General features: G+C 65.8%; 16 protein-coding genes. 15 read left to right on the top strand and 1 reads right to left on the bottom strand.

The window, feature by feature from the left end; all coding sequences use genetic code 11:
- Positions 1-4: 4 nt before the first annotated feature.
- The 12 genes from gcvPA (at position 5) to AB4Y63_RS06325 (ending at position 14011) form a co-directional block, all read left to right on the top strand.
- A complete protein-coding gene (gcvPA, locus tag AB4Y63_RS06380) occupies positions 5-1435 on the top strand; it encodes an aminomethyl-transferring glycine dehydrogenase subunit GcvPA (protein WP_441790209.1) in 1431 nt (476 codons plus the stop codon).
- The gene (gene gcvPB, locus AB4Y63_RS06375; protein ID WP_441790208.1) at positions 1432-2994 is read left to right on the top strand and encodes an aminomethyl-transferring glycine dehydrogenase subunit GcvPB; all 1563 of its coding nucleotides are present in this window, start codon (positions 1432-1434) and stop codon (positions 2992-2994) included. Before gcvPA ends, gcvPB begins: the two co-directional genes overlap by 4 nt.
- Before the next feature lie 111 nt (positions 2995-3105).
- Positions 3106-4428: an ATP-NAD kinase family protein gene (locus AB4Y63_RS06370; protein WP_441790207.1), complete on the top strand. Its 1323-nt coding sequence runs from the start codon at positions 3106-3108 to the stop codon at positions 4426-4428.
- Between the two features lie 47 nt (positions 4429-4475).
- Positions 4476-5234, top strand: a complete 759-nt coding sequence (locus AB4Y63_RS06365) for an SDR family NAD(P)-dependent oxidoreductase (RefSeq protein ID WP_345065228.1) — start codon at positions 4476-4478, stop codon at positions 5232-5234.
- 285 nt (positions 5235-5519) lie between these two features.
- Positions 5520-7937: a putative bifunctional diguanylate cyclase/phosphodiesterase gene (locus AB4Y63_RS06360; RefSeq protein WP_441790206.1), complete on the top strand. Its 2418-nt coding sequence runs from the start codon at positions 5520-5522 to the stop codon at positions 7935-7937.
- Positions 7938-7985: 48 nt separating this feature from the next.
- Positions 7986-9740, top strand: a complete 1755-nt coding sequence (locus AB4Y63_RS06355; protein ID WP_441790205.1) for a sensor histidine kinase — start codon at positions 7986-7988, stop codon at positions 9738-9740.
- 39 nt (positions 9741-9779) lie between these two features.
- Positions 9780-10949, top strand: a complete 1170-nt coding sequence (locus tag AB4Y63_RS06350) for a GGDEF domain-containing protein (protein WP_441790204.1) — start codon at positions 9780-9782, stop codon at positions 10947-10949.
- Between the two features lie 171 nt (positions 10950-11120).
- Positions 11121-11741 (top strand): SipW-dependent-type signal peptide-containing protein, encoded by a 621-nt coding sequence (locus tag AB4Y63_RS06345; RefSeq protein WP_441790203.1) that lies wholly within the window; start codon positions 11121-11123, stop codon positions 11739-11741.
- 34 nt (positions 11742-11775) lie between these two features.
- Positions 11776-12414, top strand: a complete 639-nt coding sequence (locus AB4Y63_RS06340; RefSeq protein WP_441790202.1) for a SipW-dependent-type signal peptide-containing protein — start codon at positions 11776-11778, stop codon at positions 12412-12414.
- A gap of 84 nt (positions 12415-12498) precedes the next feature.
- Positions 12499-13158, top strand: a complete 660-nt coding sequence (locus AB4Y63_RS06335) for a signal peptidase I (protein ID WP_441790201.1) — start codon at positions 12499-12501, stop codon at positions 13156-13158.
- On the top strand, positions 13158-13625 hold the full coding sequence (locus AB4Y63_RS06330; protein ID WP_441790200.1) for a hypothetical protein: 468 nt from the start codon (positions 13158-13160) through the stop codon (positions 13623-13625). Before AB4Y63_RS06335 ends, AB4Y63_RS06330 begins: the two co-directional genes overlap by 1 nt.
- Positions 13622-14011 carry a hypothetical protein gene (locus AB4Y63_RS06325; RefSeq protein WP_441790199.1) on the top strand — a complete coding sequence of 130 codons (390 nt, stop codon included), beginning with the start codon at positions 13622-13624 and terminating at the stop codon, positions 14009-14011. The genes AB4Y63_RS06330 and AB4Y63_RS06325 overlap by 4 nt, the downstream gene beginning before the upstream one ends.
- 53 nt (positions 14012-14064) lie before the next feature.
- Here AB4Y63_RS06325 and AB4Y63_RS06320 read toward each other — a convergent pair whose 3' ends face one another.
- Positions 14065-14952, bottom strand: a complete 888-nt coding sequence (locus AB4Y63_RS06320; RefSeq protein WP_441790198.1) for a response regulator transcription factor — start codon at positions 14950-14952, stop codon at positions 14065-14067.
- Between the two features lie 94 nt (positions 14953-15046).
- Here AB4Y63_RS06320 and AB4Y63_RS06315 point away from each other — a divergent pair, with 94 nt between their 5' ends.
- The 3 genes from AB4Y63_RS06315 (at position 15047) to AB4Y63_RS06305 (ending at position 18238) form a co-directional block, all read left to right on the top strand.
- Positions 15047-15499, top strand: coding sequence for a DUF1801 domain-containing protein (locus tag AB4Y63_RS06315; protein WP_441790197.1), 453 nt, complete (start codon positions 15047-15049; stop codon positions 15497-15499).
- 137 nt (positions 15500-15636) lie between these two features.
- Positions 15637-17067, top strand: a complete 1431-nt coding sequence (locus tag AB4Y63_RS06310) for a malate:quinone oxidoreductase (protein ID WP_441790311.1) — start codon at positions 15637-15639, stop codon at positions 17065-17067.
- Between the two features lie 91 nt (positions 17068-17158).
- Positions 17159-18238, top strand: coding sequence for an Rv2578c family radical SAM protein (locus AB4Y63_RS06305; RefSeq protein WP_441790196.1), 1080 nt, complete (start codon positions 17159-17161; stop codon positions 18236-18238).
- Positions 18239-18255 lie beyond the last annotated feature (17 nt).

Below are 18255 nucleotides of genomic sequence, written 5' to 3'. Positions count from 1 at the left end.
TCAGATGACACAACCATTCGTGCACCCCTACTTGCCGAACTCGGCACCTGACGTCAAAGCAGCGATGCTTGCCGCCGTCGGCGCAGAGTCGATCGAAGAGTTCTATGTGGATGTCCCCACCGACCTTCGCATGACCCGTCCGCTCGATCTGCCGGCCGCGCTCGTGGCCGAACAGGACCTCGTGCGTCACGTCGAAGGCGTTCTGAACAAGAACCGCTCGACCAAAGAGAAGCTGAGCTTCCTCGGGGCCGGAACCTACAACCACTTCGTTCCCGCCGTCGTCGACGAGGTCATCAACCGCAGCGAATTCCTCACCGCCTACGCCGGTGAGCCCTACGAAGACCACGGCCGTTTCCAGGCGCTGTTCACCTACCAGTCGCTCATGGCCGAGCTGCTGAACATGGACGTCGTCAACGTTCCGACCTATGACGGCTACCAGGCCACGGCCACGTCGTTGTCGATGGCCGGCCGCATGAGCGGTCGCCGCGGCGTCATTGTCGCCAGCGACGTGCTGCCCGACAAGCTCTCGCGCGTCAGTGACTTCGTGAGCACCAACCTTGACCTCGCTTTCGTTCCCACCGTGAACGGCACCGCGGATGTCGCGGCAGTCGTCGCGCTCGCCCAGTCGCGTGGCGAAGAGATCGCGGCCATCTGGGTCGAGACCCCCAGCTACACCGGCGCGGTGGAGACCGCCATCCGTCAGCTCGCCGACGCCGCCCACGCAATCGGCGCCATCCTCGTCGTCGGAACCGACCCGGTCGGTTACGGCGTGCTCACCCCGCCCGCCGACCAGGGCGCGGACATCGTCTGCGGCGACATCCAGTCGTTCGGCATCCACCAGTGGTTCGGCGGCGCACACGGTGGCTTCATCGCCGTGCACGACGACCCCAAGTTCATCATGGAGATGCCGTCGCGTCTGTTCGGCCTGGCCTCGACCGATGTCGCCGGCGAGTACGGCTTCGGTGACGTCGCCTACGACCGCACCTCCTTCGCACTGCGCGAAGACGGCAAAGAGTGGGTCGGCACGGCCGCCGCACTCTGGGGTATCGCCGCCGGCGTGTACCTCGCTCTGATGGGACCGCAGGGAATGGCCGACCTCGGCGAAACCCTGCTGGCTCGCACCCGCTACGCCCAGCAGCAGCTCTCCGGCCTGGCCGGCGTTCGGTTGACCGATGACGCGCTGCACCTGCGCGAGTTCGTCGTGGACTTCAGCGGCGCATCCGTCACCGCTCACTCGGTCGTCAGCACGCTGCGCGCCGAGGGCATCGAGCCCGGCGTCGTCGTCGGCGAATACGAGCTGCTCGTCTGCGTGACCGAGGTCACCACCCAGGCCGACATCGACCGCCTGGTCGTCTCCGTCGCCGCCGTTCTGAACACCGCCGCTGCCAACACGTCAGTAAACACGTCAGCAAACACCGAGGAGAAGAGCGCATGAGCCTCCCCATTGCACCGAAGCCAGCCCTGCGTCGCTTCCACCAGGCGAGCTGGGACGAAAAGATCATCTTCGAGTTGACGACGCCCGGCGAGCGCGGCGTTCTCGTCTCGCGCCCCGAGGCCGCCGTCACCGCGGCCGTCGGCGACGTCGTGGCCGACCTGCCCTCCGGCATGCGCCGGACGAAGCAGGCTGCCCTGCCCGAAATGGGCCAGATGCGCGTGCTGCGTCACTACCTGCGCCTGAGCCAGGAGAACCTGAGCGCCGACCTCAACGTCGACGTGGGACAGGGCACCTGCACCATGAAGTACTCGCCCAAGGTCAACGACGCACTGATCCGCACCACCAAGCTCGTCGACATGCACCCGCTGCAGGATGAGGCAGACGCGCAGGGCGTGCTCGGCCTGATCTACGACCTCGAGCGGATGATCGCCGAGATCTCCGGCATGCACAGCGTCTCGCTGCACACCAGTGGCGGCTCGACCGCGATCTGGACCAACATCGCCATGATTCGCGCATTCCACGAGTCGAACGGTGAGGGCGAGCAGCGCAACGAGGTCATCACGACGATCTTCAGCCACCCGTCGAACGCCGCAACGGCCAAGGCTGCCGGCTACAAGGTCATCACCCTCTACCCCGATGCAGAGGGCTACCCCGACGCCGACGCCCTCCGTGCCGTGATCGGCCCGCAGACTGCCGCGATCATGATCACCAACCCGGAAGACACCGGTATCTTCAACCCGCGTGTCAAGGAATGGGTCGACCTGGCTCACTCCGTCGGCGCCCTCGCCTCGTACGACCAGGCGAACGCCAACGGCATCCTCGGCATCACCCGTGCCCGTGACGCCGGCTTCGACGTCTGCCACTTCAACCTGCACAAGACGTTCTCGACCCCGCACGCCTGTGGCGGACCCGGCGCCGGCGCCAACGCCGTCTCCGAGGCCCTCGCACCGTTCCTGCCGGGCCCGATCGTCGAGAAGGTGGGCGACCGCTACACCCTCAACGCCGACCGCCCGCAGTCCATCGGCAAGGTTGCGCCGTTCTACGGCGTCATCCCGAACCTGGTGCGCGCGTACTCGTGGATCATGGCCCTCGGCGCAGAAGGCCTCCGCGCCGTCGCCGAGATCGCCGTGCTGAACAACAACTACCTGATGAAGCGCATCCTCGAGATCCCCGGCGCATCGGCCCCGTACGCAACGGGCCGTCGCCGCATCGAACAGGTGCGTTACTCGTGGGAGGAACTGTTCGAAGAGACCGGCATCAGCTCGGAAGAGATCGGTGTGCGCGCCAGCGACTTCGGCATGCACTACTGGACCAGCCACCACCCCTACGTGGTGCCGCAGCCGTTCACCCTCGAGCCGACCGAGTCGTACACGATGGCCGAACTCGACGAGTATGCCGGCGTGCTGGCCGAGGTTGCCCGTGAGGCCCGTGAGACGCCGGAGGTCGTGCGCACCGCGCCGCACAACCAGACGGTTCACCACACGCACCACGATGACCTCGACGATCCCGAGCGTTGGGCGATCACCTGGCGCATGTACCAGCGCAAGTACTTCAGCTAGACAGCACGGTGATCGAGCCTGTCGAGATCACGTGACCGGTTCTCGAGACTGGGTCACCGGGTCTCGACAAGCTCGACCAACGATCTACAACCAGAAGCCGGAGCCTCACGCATGATTCGCACCATCGGCCTGCTCATCAACCCCGTCGCCGGGGTGGGTGGGCCGGCCGGCCTCAAGGGGAGCGACGGGCCAGAGGTTCAGGCCACGGCGCTCGCCCGGGGCGCGCACGCGCGCTCGGGTGAGCGTGCCGTCGCCGCGCTCACCGTGATCGCCGCCGCGCACCCGCAGGCCGAGATCATCACGGCCGACGGCGCGATGGGCGCGGATGCCGTGCGTCAAGCCGGGCTGTCGGCTCGTGTCGTCTACCAGGCCGACGTACCCTCGACCGGGGCCGACACCACCGCTGCGGCGCTGGCGATCGAGGAGGCGGGCGCCGACCTGATCCTCTTCGTCGGCGGCGACGGAACGGCGCGCGACGTCGCATCCGCTCTGCGCCCGTGGCAGCCGATGCTCGGTGTGCCCGCCGGGGTGAAGATGTACTCCGGCTGCTTCGCCGTCAGCCCGACGGCGGCCGGCGCGCTGGCCACCCACTGGCTCGGCGACGAGAAGGTTCCGCTCACCGAGCGGGAGGTGCTCGACGTCGACGAGGAGCAGATTCGGCACGGACGGGTCGACCCGAAACTGTTCGCCCTCGTGCAGGTTCCGTTCATTGTCGGGCGCACCCAATCGCGCAAGTCCGCGACCCCGGTCACCGAGGCCGCGGCCGTGCAGGCGGCGGCACGCGGTGTGATCGCGGCCATGAATGACACCACCCTCTATCTGCTCGGCCCCGGCGGAACCACCCGCGAGGTCGCCCGCCAGCTCGGCACCCCGAAGACGCCCCTCGGCGTCGATGTGGTGCGGGTCGACGCGGCGAAGAAGGGCGAGCTCGTGCTCGCCGACGCCTCCGAGCAGCAGCTGCTCGACCTGATCGCCTCGCTCGCGGCCGGTCCGTCGTCGGACCCCGCTCATTCGGCGGCTGATTCCTCCGATGATTCCTCGCGCGTGCGCTCAAATCGTCGCGTGCCCACCGCCGGAGGCGACGATTTGGGCGCACGCGCGGCCACGGCTGGCGTCACGGATGGCGTCGCCCACGCACAAGCCGTCGTCACCGTGATCGGCGGGCAAGGGTTTCTGCTCGGGCGCGGCAACCAGCAGATCTCTGCCGCAGTTGTCGCGGCGCTCGGCAACGACCCACTGCTCGTCGTCGCCACCGAACAGAAGCTCGCCCTGCTGCTCGGGCAGCCTCTCCTCGTCGACACGGGCGATCCCGTGGTCGATCGCACGGTGGCGGGCTACATTCGCGTGATCACGGGTGTCGGCAGCACCGGCGTCTACCCTGTCACTGCGCCCGAAGCGACGGCGTCAGCAGAATTATCAGTTTCAACCCCATAAGTTTCAGCACCACGAGTTTCACTCACCGAAGATGAAGGAGCGCAGTCATGCGTCTAGAAAACAAGAACGCAATCGTCACCGGCGGCGCCGGCGGAATCGGCCGCGCCACGGCGCTGGCCTTCGCTGCTGAAGGTGCCAAGGTCGCCGTCGTCGACCTGCGCGCGGATGCCGCTGAAGCAGTCGTCGAAGAGATCCGCGCGGCCGGCGGCACCGCCGTTGCCATTGCAGCCGACGTCTCGAACGAAGACGACATCCAGCGCATCATCGCCACCACGGTCGAGGAGTTCGGCGGCGTCAACGTCGTCTTCAACAACGCCGGCATCATCCGTCGCACCACGGCCGTCGAGACCACGGCCGAGGAGTGGGACCGCGTCTTCGGCGTCAACGTCAAGTCGATCTTCCTGATGAGCAAGCACGTCGTGCCGATCATGGCCGCAAACGGTGGCGGCTCGATCGTCAACACCGGTTCCGGCTGGGGCCTCAAGGGTGGCGGCCAGGCCATCTCCTACTGCGCCTCGAAGGGTGCCGTCGTCAACATGACCCGCGCGCTGGCGATCGACCACGGCCCGCAGGGCATCCGCGTCAACTCGGTCAACCCGGGCGACGTGAACACCGGCATGCTGCTCGAAGAGGCACGTCAGCTCTCGCAGGACGCCAACGCGTTCCTCGCCGAGTCGGCCGACCGTCCGCTCGGCCGCATGGGCCAGCCGAGTGAAATCGCAGCGGCCGTCGTCTGGCTCGCCAGCGACGACTCGTCCTACGTCACGGGTTCCGCACTCGTCGTCGACGGTGGCGGCATCGCCTAAGCGATCGTCGCATCCGCCTCACCACGTTGCAGCAACGACCCTCTGCCTCGGCCTCGTGCCGGGCAGGGGGTCGTTGCGTATGCTCTGCGCGCCGAATCGAGTGGCTAACTCCGGCAATCCGGCATTGTGCGGAGGAGCCGGCGCGTCTTTACGGGCCCAGTCACCTCTCGCGCGCTCGATTACCGGAGTTAGCCACCGACCGGGCGCTCGCGGCTTCGCGCTCAGGTCGCTACTGCCCTGGCCTGTCACTGCCGAAACGTCCCAGGCCTCCACTACTCTGACTGCGTGAAGGAATTTCGGGGGCTGTCGGGCGTCAGACGGGTGATCGTCATTCTGATGAGCACCATCGTCGGGGTGCTGGTCGTGAACACCGTCATGGTGTTGGTCATGGGCGAGGTCGCCCGCTGGCCGATAGCGATCGCCGGTGTGTTCTGCGCGGCGGCGCTTGAAGCCTGCCGCATCCGGCTCGGGCAGGTGCCGCATCGCAGCATGATGATCAGCCTTCCGGTGCTCGCCCTTCCCGCACTCGTGCCAGAGCTTCCGCCCCTTGCGGCAGTCGGGGTCGTCGTTCTTGGAACGTTCCTCGTGGTGAACATTCACCGGGCTCGCCGGCTCGTCGCCCTGTACAGTGCGGCGCTGGCCGGCGCCGGCGGCGTGGTCGTGCTCGTGCTTGCCGCACTGCTTTCCGCAACCGGCTTCGCATCCAACGGTTCACTGGCCATCGCCTGTGGCCTGTACGTGATCTTCGCGATGGTGGCCGAAACTCTGCGCGTGCGTCATTTTTCGCACCCGGGCCCCGCCTCGCGCCGACTCAACCTCTCCCCGCTTCGCATCACGGTGACGATTGTGGCGGCGGTCGCCATCGCCCTGCTCGCCGGTCGCTGGAGTGAGTTCGGCCTCCCGCTGATGAGCGCGGGAACCGGAGAGCTGAACACGCTGATTGTGCTCCTGCTGCTCGTGGTGGTCGCCACCGCCGTCAGCGTCAGCTCACTCAATCTGTCGATGCATCGTCGCTTGGTCGGTTTGATCGCGGGAACACGGGCGCTGTCGACCAGCGAGGATTTCACGAAGGTCACGGCGGAGGTCCGCGGCTCGCGGGCAGTGAGCGACGCGGATGCCGCGGCGGGGGTGGCCCAGCTGCTCTGCGCAGCGGTGAATGACACCATCGGCGCCGAATCAGTGGTGGTGCGCGCCGAAGCGCCGCGGAACGGGGAGATCGGCGCACTTGTCGCACTGCACCGCGGCCACACCGAGTATGTCGTGGCACAGCGTGACGGCCGCGACAGCGCATTCACCACCGACGACCGCAGTGCCCTCGTCGCGCTCGCCCATACCGCCAGTGCGGTGATGACGTCCCGGTTCAACATCGGCGGTCTGACGGTGCGGGCGAACTCCGACCCGCTCACCGGGTTGCCGAACTACGGCGCATTCCACGATGCGCTGATGAATATCAACGACCATCGCGAGTACTCCGAGGCGCTGGCCGTGCTCTTTATCGACCTCGATGACTTCAAAACAATCAACGACCGGCACGGCCACTCGGCCGGTGACGAGATGCTGCGCGCCATCGGGCAGCGTCTCGGCGACGCAGTACGGCCGCAAGACTTCGTCGCGCGCGTCGGCGGCGACGAATTCGTGGTCATCCTGACTCACCTCTCGTCGATTCAAGAGGCTAAAACCATCGCGGAGCGCATCTCGGCGGCCACCAGCAAACCGGTCAGTATCGGCGTGCACACCTTCACCCCGGTGCTCAGCATTGGGTTGGCCTACTCCGCACACCGCGAGAGCGACATCGACGATCTCGTGCACGACGCCGACCAGGGCATGCTCATCACCAAGAAGGCTCGCCGGGCAGTGGGGCCGGGCAAAAAGAGCAGCATCTATGTTTCGAGTCACCGCTCGGCGCACCTCAACGATGTCGTCGTGCGTGCCATCGACGAGGATCGCCTCGATCTCGCATTCCAACCGATCGTCAGCCTGATCAACAACCAGATCTGGGCATTCGAGGCACTCGTGCGCTTCGCGGATCCCGAGGTCGGAACAGTGGCGCCGTCCACCCTCATCGAGGCGGCGAAAGCGCTCGGACGGATGGACGCCCTCACTCGCCAGGTCGCGACCAAGGCGATGACCGCAGCCGCCGATTTTCGAAGCGTCGAACCGAAAATCGTCTGCATGGCCATCAACATCGAGGCATCGCAGTTGCTGCCCGAACGGATGGGCGACTTCTTGGTCAACCTCGCCGCCCAGTACCCCGGAATCTCCCTCTGCCTCGAACTCAACGAGCGCTCGGTCGCCCGGGTCTCGCTTGAGGTGCGTGCCGAAGCCGAGCGACTGCGCGACCTCGGCATCCTGATCGCCCTTGACGACTACGGTTCCCAGGACTCGTCCGTCGACGCACTCGTGCGGATGCCGATGGATATTCTGAAAATCGACCGCAGCCTGGTCGACGACCTCGACGACATCCGCCAACGTGAAGTTCTGATGGCCCTGCAGAGCTTCGGCGACAATCTCGAGTACTCGATGATCGTCGAGGGCGTCGAGAACCAAGCGATGGCCGATCACCTGGGCGTCATTGGTGTGCGCAGCGCGCAGGGGTATCACTACGGGGTGCCGGAAAGTTCGGGCCACACCATCTCGCGACTCGAACTGTTCGGTGCGGCGGCCATCGCCCCTCGTGCGCTCGGAGCAGTTCAGAGCGTCTAATCGGTCTGTGCAGACGGGGGATGAGCGAACCGTTGCTAGGCTCAACGAATGGGGGAAACGGAGCGCCGCACTGTGCCGAACTCCGTCGCGTCGAAACCATCGACCTCACGGCCCGCAGCGTCGAAATCCGCCGCATCCAAAGCCGCGGCGTCGAACCCCGAGGTCTCGCTTCTCGGCCGCTCCGCGCTCGTCTCCCAGCTGCTCCTCGCGGCGTCGACGCTCCTGCTCGTTGCCATCTCCGCCGTCGTGATGCCGGAGATGCTGAGCGGCCCGCTGTTCTTCACCGCGACGGTTCTCGTCTTCGTGACCACTGCGCTGGCCGCGGCCGTGCCCTGGGGCCGGCTTCCCACCGCGGCGATCACCGTGCTCCCGGTRCTCGACATCATCGCGATCGTCATCATGCGCGAGGCCGAACCGTTGCTCGGGGCCACCTTCCTGTTGATTTTTCCGATCATCTGGCTCTCGAGCCATTTCGGGATTCGTGGGGCGATCGGCGGGGTGGTCCTCTCCTCGGTTCTGGTCTGGGGGTCGGCGTTGGTGCGGGCCGTGCCGATGAGCGAGGCGGAGGTCCCGCGCCTGGCGATCGTGCCGATCGTGCTCTCCTTTGTGGCGGTGACCATCTACGGCACGACCCGGCGTGCCGCGGCCCAGCGCGTTCTGCTCACCCAGCAGGCCGGCCTGTTCGAGGTCGCGTTGCGCGGCTCCCGTCGCCAGGAACACACCCTGGACGAGATCTTGAACGCCGTCGATTTCGGTGTGGTCAGTTTCGACCGCACCGGGCATGCGCACCTGGTCAACCGCGCCCAGCGTGAGATTCTCGAACGGTTCGAAGGGCGCAGCGACCTCGCCGTGCCGAGTGTCGTCTATCGCGAGGATCGTGTGACGGCGTATGACGACGACGACCGGCCGTATCGCCGTGCGCTCCGGGGCGAGACGATCGATCGTGTCACCGTCTGGATGGGGCATCCGGGTGGCGACCGGGCGGCCTTCCTCGTCTCGACGCGCCCACTGCGCGATCTGGCCGGCGACTTCGATGGCAGCGTGCTCGTGCTGCGCGACGTGACCGCTGAGATGCGCGCCATCCAGGCCCGCGACGACTTGGTTGCATCCGTCTCCCACGAGCTGCGCACTCCGCTGACCTCGGTGCTTGGCTATCTGGAGCTCGCTCTGGACGACGAGCGTCTTGAGCCGTCGACCCGGCACATGCTCACCGTCGCGGAGAAGAACGCCGAGCGGCTGCTCTCTCTCGTCGCAGATCTGCTCACCGCGGCCAGTGATTCACAGAACCTGCTGCTGCTCGCGCTTGAGCGGTGCGAACTGTCGCAGATCGTCGCCGACGCCGTCGAAGCGATCCGTCCGCTGGCGGAGGAACGCGCCATCGTCATCTCGCAGTCTGACGGGGAGCCGGTCTGGATTCAAGCGGATGCGTTCCGCCTGCGTCAGGTTGTCGACAATCTGCTCTCGAACGCGGTGAAGTACAACGTGCGATCGGGCACGGTCGAGGTCGCGGTGAGCGCCGACGAGTCGGTGGCTGAGCTGCGCGTCACCGACACGGGTCTGGGCATGAGCGCGGCCGAGCAGACGCGCCTCTTCGAACGTTTTTATCGTGCCGATTCGGTGCGCGGCTCCGCCGTACACGGAACCGGCCTCGGTCTGAGCCTCAGCCGTGACATCATGCGTCAACACGGCGGCGAGCTGCAACTTCGCTCGGAGCCGGGGGTCGGCACGACGGCGGTGGCGACGGTGCCTCTGGCGTCGAATGCCGCTCACGACCAGGCGCGAGCGACGGTGGAACACGCATGATGATGCCGATGGATTCCTCAACACATTCCCGGAGTTTCGATGCCACTTGACTCGCTGACCCTCCTCGCGGTCAGCGGGGTCATCGCCGTTTTGTGCGGTATGTCCTTCGTGCTGAATACCGCCTTTGGTCGTAATGACGCCACCGGACGAATGTGGAGCGTCGGATTCATCGCCGCCATTCTCGGCGGGATCAGCCTCACCATCTATGCGATGAGCCCCTCGACCTGGTTCGCCCTGATCGTCGGCAACGGCGCACTTCCGCTCGCCCTGGGCGCCATGTGGTCTGGCGCACGCTTGTACAACGGAAAAACCTCCCGCTTCGTCGTTGTGGGCATTGTCGCGGCGTTCGTCGCCGGCGCGGTGATCGTGCGGGGTCCGGATGCCGGTGGCTGGGCCGGTGCCGTCGAGTTCAATCTCGGCGTCGCAGCGCTCGCCCTCTGCGCGGCGGTGGAGATGTTCAGCCGTCGTCTGAAACGCAATGTCAACGCCCGGATCGCATCGGTGGTCTTTTGGCTGGTCGGTTGCTTCTATGCCGCCCGGTCGGTCGCGCTGGTGGTCGACGGCCACGACGGCACGTTCTTCACCACGGTGTTCGGAACCTCCACCGTCACTTTCGTCAACACGCTGTTGCTGGTGACCCTGTCGATCGCCCTGTCGACCTTGAGGGCCGAGCGTGCCGCGGGAGCGGTCGGAGACTTCACCACCGGCATCCACTCTGCGGCAGGAGTGCTGTCGGCAGCAGCATTCGCCCAAGCCGCCGTCGATCATCTCGATCGTGCCGAGTATGCCCCAGGAGGGGCCGTGCCGCTCGCCCTGATCGCTGCGGATATCGACAACCTCCCCGAATTCAACATCGCGTTCGGTCGCGCAGCCGGCGACCAGGCCATCGCTCGATTTGCCTCGACGTTGCGGCGCACCGCTCCGGTGATGTCGGTCGTCGGGCACCCGGCGGCCGGACGTTTCCTGATCCTGGCCGAGGCGGCCAACCACACCGAAGCACGGGCACTCGCCGCCCGGCTGCAGAGCTCACTCGTCGACACTCCGCTCGAGCACGACGGTCAGATTCGGTTTACCGCCAGTTTCAGCGTTGCGCTCACGGGCGACTACAGCCACGATCTCGGCACGCTCACGACCGCCGTCACCGACACCCTCGAGGCAGTGAAAACTGCGGGCGGAAACGACATCGTGGTTGCGACCAACGTGCACTGACCTCGTCACGACCGAGTTCGCGACAATCCTGCGCTAAAACTGCAGAAAGCCTGGGGCACCCGTGTGTCTTCGCTCGCGGAACCCTGCACTTCACACGTCAGTCTGTTGATGAGACGGGGCACCGATGCCGACAGTCTCGACAACTCGCAGACATCAGCACAAGGGGTCCCAGTGAAGACATCAACTCGCACATTCGGAGTCAAGGCTCGCGCCATCCTCGCCGGAAGCCTCGTGCTCGGCGTCGGAGCAGCAGTCACGCTCGCATCGTGGAACGACTCGGAGTTTGCCTTCGGTGCGTTCACCGGTGGAAAGTTCAACGTCCAGAGCAGCGCCAATGGAACCACATGGACCGACGCCACGTCGTCGAGCCCCGCGGCCCTGACTTTCAAGGTCGGCCCTGGCACCCTCTCGCCGAACACCACGGTGTACGCTCCGTTCGCCGTGAAGCTGGCGACCGGCACCACGAACGTGTCCGATGTGACGATCAAGTCCACCTCGGCCGCTCCCGTCGCCCCGGGCGTTGACGCCAGCAGCCACCTGACCTACAAGATCCTGAAGACCGCGGCCTGGGGCTGCGATGCCGCTACGACCGGCACCACCGTTGCAGCGGCGAACACCGCCGTCAGTGCGAGCACTCTCGCCAACGCTTTCTCGCTCAACGACGCCGCCACCACGGCCTACCTGTGCGTCGCCGTGACCGCAGACAGCACCTTGGCGCAGAGCAGCACAAGCACCGTCACGTGGGAGTTCGCCGGCGTCTCCAACGCAGCACTCGCCACCCCTGCGCTCTAATCAACCGGCACTCCAACCAGAAAGCACTGCCGTCATGTCTCGTCATTCACACCCCCGAGTTCGCGAAAGTAGCCGATTCACCCGGCTCCGCGCGATCCTGGCGGGCGCGCTGGTTCTCGGAGTGGGCGCCAGCGTCACTCTGGCCTCGTGGAACGACAGCGAGACGGCGACAGCGTCGCTCACGGCCGGGCGCTTCGACGTCGTTGGCAGCATCGACGGCGGAGCGTTCGGCCATCACGCGGCAACTAGTGCCGCAGCACTCAATTTTCCGGTTCCGCTGTCGGGGATGGCCCCCGGAACGACGACCTACGCCCTGTTTTCAGTGAAGACCGCGAACCCGAGCGTGGCCGGAACTGTGGCAGTGGCCGCGGCGTCGACGAACACCACCAGCGGAACCGGACTCGGCGCCTACCTCACGTACGGCGTGAAGACCATCGCCAGTGGCGCAACCGGCGCCTGCACCGCAGCCTCGTTTGCCGCCGGAACCACCGTCGTTGCGCCGGGTTCGGCGCTGACCGCGAGCCAGGCCGCTGGCGTCACCCTTCCGGTCAGTGCCAATGGCGCCGACCAGATCAACTACTGCCTCGCCGTGACGATGCCGAACAGCGTCGACAATGCGGCGCAGGGCAAGACGTCGGCGCCGAGTTGGAGCTTCAGCGCCGTGTCGAGCTAATCGGCCGGCATCACGCACGACGCAGCATCCGCACCATTGCCACCTGAGACGCACCACCGCCACACCGACAGAAGGGGAGACACGATGACCGCCACCCGTACCCGGCGCATTCGCCACAGCCTGGCCGAAATCGGTTTGAACCTCGCTGCCCTCGGCGGTCTGGTGGCGCTCACGCTGGTCGCCCTCGCATTCTTCTTCAACATCTCGCTGATCATGTTCAAGACCGGTTCGATGAGCCCCACCATCCCGACCGGCTCTCTGTCGCTCGTGCGGGAGATCTCGGCTTCTGAGATCAAGGTCGGCGACGTGGTCACCGTCGATCGCGAGGGCAAGCTGCCGGTCACCCACCGCGTCACCACCGAGACACCGGTCGCTGCCGACGGCACGCGCTCGATCACCCTCAAGGGCGACGCGAACGAGCTGGAAGATCCGGCGCCGTACACCGTCTCGACGGTGCGCATCGTGCTCTGGTCGGCTCCGGGCCTCGCCAGCGTCGTTGTTTGGCTCAGCAACCCGCTCGTGCTCGGTTCGATCACGCTCGGCGCAACGGCTCTCGTGGTCTGGGCATTCTGGCCGCGTCGGGTTGAGGACGATGCGAATGAGGAGGTCGGGAGTACTACCGGTGCCGTCGGTCCGGTCGCCCCAGCCCTCGTTTCGACCACCACCTCGACCACCGTTTCGACCACCGGCTCATTGGGCTCTCCGCGGCACCGAAGCCACCGCCATTCGAAGGTGGCTGTCTGATGCGCCTCCTCATCGGTGCAACTCTGACGGCCCTCGCCATCGTGCTCGGGGCCGCCGTTGTTCCCGTCACCCCCACTCTCGCGTCGTTCACCGACTCCGAGACAGCCGTGGCCAGCCCGTCGATCACGGCCGGCACGCTCGGCTCCGCCACGATTTCCGGTTGCTCGGTCGATGGATCCCAGCTCGCACTGGCCTGGACGACAGCGCCGGGAACCATCGCCGGTGATGGCTACCTCGTCAGGTTCGTCGGAGTGCTGGCCGGCGGGGTCGTTGACTTCCCCGTCGCCTCCGGGGCTCAGTCGACACGGATCTCGGTCAACAGCGGCCAGTTTCAAAACAACACTGACTATCGCGTCAGTGTGCTGACGCAGCTGTCCTCCGCACCCGGCTGGACCTCCGCCGAAGGCACCACCGTCATGTTTCGCAAGGGCTCGAACGGCGCCGGCAACCCGAACACATGCAGATGACAGCTGAACGAAATTCGACCTGGCCGGCGTCGGACTATCTCGACGGCAGCGTGCTGCGCGCACTTCTCGACGATCTCGGYGGCGACATCTTCAGCCTGACCGGTTTCATCACTGATTTCGTCAGCCTCTGGGATACCCGAGCCCAGAGGTTGACGGATGCGCTCGCCGCCCAGTCGGTCGACGCGGCGCATGTCGTCTTGCTCAGCATCCGTTCGTCGGCTCACATGATCGGCGCGGTCGCGCTCGAGGCCTCGACGACGACAATGCTCGATGCGCTTCATCACTCGGGCATTGCTGCGTGTGCGGGGTCGATCGGCTCGCTCATGGCCGACGGCCAGGGCAGCTGCCGGGCGCTCGTCGCGGTGCTCGCCGTCAACCCCGCCTGACGCGCACGCATGGTCGTCACCGCGCGCGTTGAAAACCGCGGCGCGCGATGAATTCAACCCGCGAGGTGGTTTTCAACCCGCGCGGCGCTCAGACGATAGCCAACCCCACGCACCGTTTCGATGAAGCGCGGTGACTGAGCACTGTCGCCGAGCTTTCGTCGCAGATTCGTCAGGTGCACCTCGACGGCACGCTTGTCGGTTTCGCTCACAAAGTCGCTGGTCAGGTAAGCGTCGCCACGCAGCAGCAGCGCGAGCTCTTGTTTGTTGCGCACGCGTCGGCCCGAATCGAGCAGAGCCGCGAGAAGCTCGAACTCGCTGCGGGTCAGATCGACCTCGATATCGTCAAGCGTGACGATGCGGCTTGAGAAGTTGAGCTGAAGCCCGTTGTGTCGCAACCATTCGGCATCCAGGTAGTCGGACGGGGTGGTCACGGATGCCCTGCCCGGCTCGGTTGCACCACCGAGGTCGACGGGGGTGCCGGCTTCGCTCACCGTTGTGGCCACGGCGACGGGGGCGACCGATGCGGTGGGTGTGGTGCCTTCCGGCGCGACCGTTCCGTGCGTACGCGGGCGCCGCAGCATCGCCTCGATCCGGGCCCGCAGCTCGCGAGGCCGAAACGGCTTTGTCACGTAGTCGTCGGCGCCGGAATCGAGCCCTTGCAGCAGATCGATCTCTTCGTTGCGAGCGGTGAGCATCACCAGATAGGTCGAGCTGAACGCCCGGATTCGTTTGGCGACCTCGAAGCCGTCGATTCCCGGCATGCTCACGTCGAGCGTGGTGACGAGGGGGCCGTGCTCACGCACGGCGGCGATGCCGTCGAGTCCGTTTGACGTCGCAACGACCTCGAACCCGGCCTGTTCGAGCACGGTCTCGAGCAGATGACGGATGTCGGTGTCATCTTCGATAATTACTGCAACACGTCGTTCCGCCATGGTGTCCATCGGCCTCATCGTACCAACGCGCGGGCGGCGCGCCTGGCGGTCCTGGCGTTGTCGGGCCGTGTCGCCGGGCGGCGCCATCCGTTACCCTGGCGGAATGAGCCTGCCACCTGTGCCCCCGGAGGTTGAGGAATACTTCGCCGCGCTCGACGAGAAACGCCGCGAGGTGATACTCCCGGTCTTCACCGTGGTGCGTGAATCGATGCCGGACGGCTACGAGTTGATGATGGGCTGGGGAATGCCGGGCTGGGTGATCCCGCTGTCGACCTACCCCGACACCTATAACAAGCAGCCGCTTGCCTATGCCGGCATCGCCGCTCAGAAACAGTACAACTCGCTCTACCTGACCGGGCTCTATAGCAATCCAGAACTGGATGCGGCGTTCCGCGCAGAGTGGGCGGCGACCGGGCGCACGCTGAACATGGGAAAGAGCTGCCTGCGATTCAAGAAACTCGAAGACGTTGACCTGGACATCATCGCGCGAGCCATCGCGGCAATTCCGGTCGAGCGCTTTCTCGCCACATACGAGCGAATCAAACCGCGCAGCTGACTCGCGCCGCCCAGCTGCACAGCTGACTGACAGCCCCGACCCCCGTCGGGAGGACGGAGCCCCGGTTTCGCCAGGTTAGACTCGAAGGTGTGAATTCTGAGGCTCCCATCGACGTCGTACTCATTGGTGGCGGGATCATGAGTGCAACTCTCGGCACTTTGATCAAGCAGCTACAACCCGACTGGAGCATCCAGGTCTATGAGCGTCTCGGCGACGTCGCCGAAGAGAGCTCGAATCCCTGGAACAACGCCGGCACCGGTCACGCCGCACTCTGCGAGCTCAACTACATGCCCGCGGCGGCCGACGGATCCGTCACCGCCGACAAGGCGGTGAGCATCAACGAGCAGTTCCAGATCAGCCGTCAGCTCTGGGCCCACCTCGTCACAACTGGCGTGCTGCCCGAGCCCGAGAAATTCATCAACCCGACCCCGCACATGACATTCGTGCACGGCAAGGCCAACGTCGCTTACCTCAAGAAGCGTTTCGAGGTGCTGAAAGACCAGCCCCTGTTCGCTGGTATGGAGTACAGCGATGACCCCGCCGTGATCGGCGAGTGGACCCCGCTGCTCACCAAGAAGCGCAACCCGCGTCAGAAGATCGCCGCGACCCGCAGTGACATGGGCACCGACGTCGATTTCGGCGCCCTCACCAAGTTTTACCTCGACGACCTGGTCAAGCAGGGTGCCGGCGTGCACCGGAACACCCAGGTCACCAACCTGACCAAGCGTGAGGATGGCACCTGGAACGTTAAATTGCTGCGTTTGGTCGGCCAGACCCGCAGCGAGGTCAACGCCCGATTCGTGTTCGTCGGTGCCGGCGGCGGCGCCCTCGCCCTGCTGCAGCACAGCGGGATTCCCGAGGCCAAGGGCTTCGGTGGGTTCCCGATCAGCGGCCAGTTCCTGAAGACCAGCAACCCGAAGATCGTCGCCCAGCACCAGGCCAAGGTCTACGGCAAGGCAGCGGTCGGTGCTCCGCCGATGTCGGTTCCGCACCTCGACACCCGCGTCGTCGACGGTGAGACGTCGCTCCTGTTCGGCCCGTACGCCGGCTTTACACCCAAGTTCTTGAAGAGCAGCACCTGGTTCGATCTGCCGTTCTCGATTCGCGCGCACAACATCGTGCCGATGCTCGCCGTGGGCATGAGCAACTTCGACCTGGTCAAGTACCTGGTCGGTGAATTGCTCGCCTCGCGCACCAAGAAGATGAAGGCGCTGCAGGAGTTCATGCCGACCGCGAAGTCGGAAGACTGGGAGCTCATCACTGCCGGCCAGCGCGTGCAGGTCATGAAGAAAGACGAGAAGAAGGGTGGCGTCTTGCAGTTCGGCACCGAGGTCATCACCTCGGCCGACGGCAGCATCGCCGGCCTACTCGGCGCATCGCCCGGAGCCTCGACCGCAGCCCCGATCATGGTCGACCTGCTTGCGCGTTGCTTCCCCCGGGAGTACGTCGCGTGGGAATCGAAGCTCCGCACGATGATTCCGAGCCTCGGCACCAAGCTCTCCGACAACCCCGAGGCCGCCGCCACGTCACTGGCCGCGACCGCGAAGGCCCTGCACCTTCCCGCCTAAGGCTGCCGCAGCATCCTGAATCACTCGTCGTGACGACGAGGCGTCCGGCGCGCCCATTGCTTAAGTATCGAACATGTGTTCGAATTGGTCTATGCGGTGGAGCGGACAAGAATTACAGACGGAACAGACGGGAACCCTGCCGGGGCTTGCCCGCCTGAACAATCTCGTTCGGAGCGTCACGACTCCCGAATTCGCGGGGATCACCTTCCATGAAGTGCTGGCGAAGTCGGCGCTCAATCGTGTTCCCGGCCAGAGCGCGATGCCGTTCGACTGGACGATCAACCCGTATCGCGGATGCAGCCACGCCTGCACGTATTGCTTCGCCCGCCCCACGCACACCTATCTCGACCTCGACGCCGGCAAGGATTTCGACAGCGAGATCATTGTCAAGGTCAACGTGGCCGAGGTGCTGCACAAGGAATTGGCCAAGCCGATGTGGGCGCGGGAGACCGTTGCCCTCGGTTCCAACACCGACCCATACCAGCGGGCGGAGGGACGGTACCGGCTGATGCCGGGCATCATTGCCGAGCTCGCCTCGAGCGGGACCCCGCTCTCGATCCTCACCAAAGGCACCCTGCTGCGCCGCGATCTCGCGCTTCTCGCCGAAGCGTCCGAACATGTCCCGGTCGACATCGCCCTCTCGATAGCGATCTATGACGATGAGTTGCAGCAGGCCGTTGAGCCGGGCACCCCGTCGACGGCGGCACGTCTGGCGACGGTGACTGCGGTGCGTGAGCACGGTCTCGACTGTGCTGTCTTCCTCATGCCGATCCTTCCCTTCTTGACCGACACCACTGCGCATCTCGATGAGGCTCTCCGACGAGCACGAGCCGCCGGCGCGACGAGTGTGCTCTACACCGCCTTGCATCTGCGGCCGGGAGTGAAGGAGTGGTACCTGGGTTGGCTGGCTCGCGACTATCCCGAGTTGCTTCCGCGCTACCGCGAGCTCTACCGAGGCGCCTACGCGCCGAAGGAGTACCGGAGTTGGTTGGCGGCGCGCATCAAGCCGCTCATCCGGGCGCACGGGCTGGAGCGGGTGCAGCACGGGCCGGGGGCTTCGACTGGGCGCGAGAGCGCGCTCGGGCGATTGCATCACGCAGACGGTGAACGGCCACCGCGTTCGCTCATCGCAGAGGAGCTTCCGCCGGAACTTGCCCCCACCTTGTTTTGACCCCGATCGGGCAGGGT

Source organism: Leifsonia sp. YAF41, from assembly GCF_052113185.1.
Classification (GTDB): domain Bacteria; phylum Actinomycetota; class Actinomycetes; order Actinomycetales; family Microbacteriaceae; genus Cryobacterium.
Note: the sequence above shows the minus strand (reverse complement) of the source record. Positions and strands in the feature narration are given on the sequence as shown.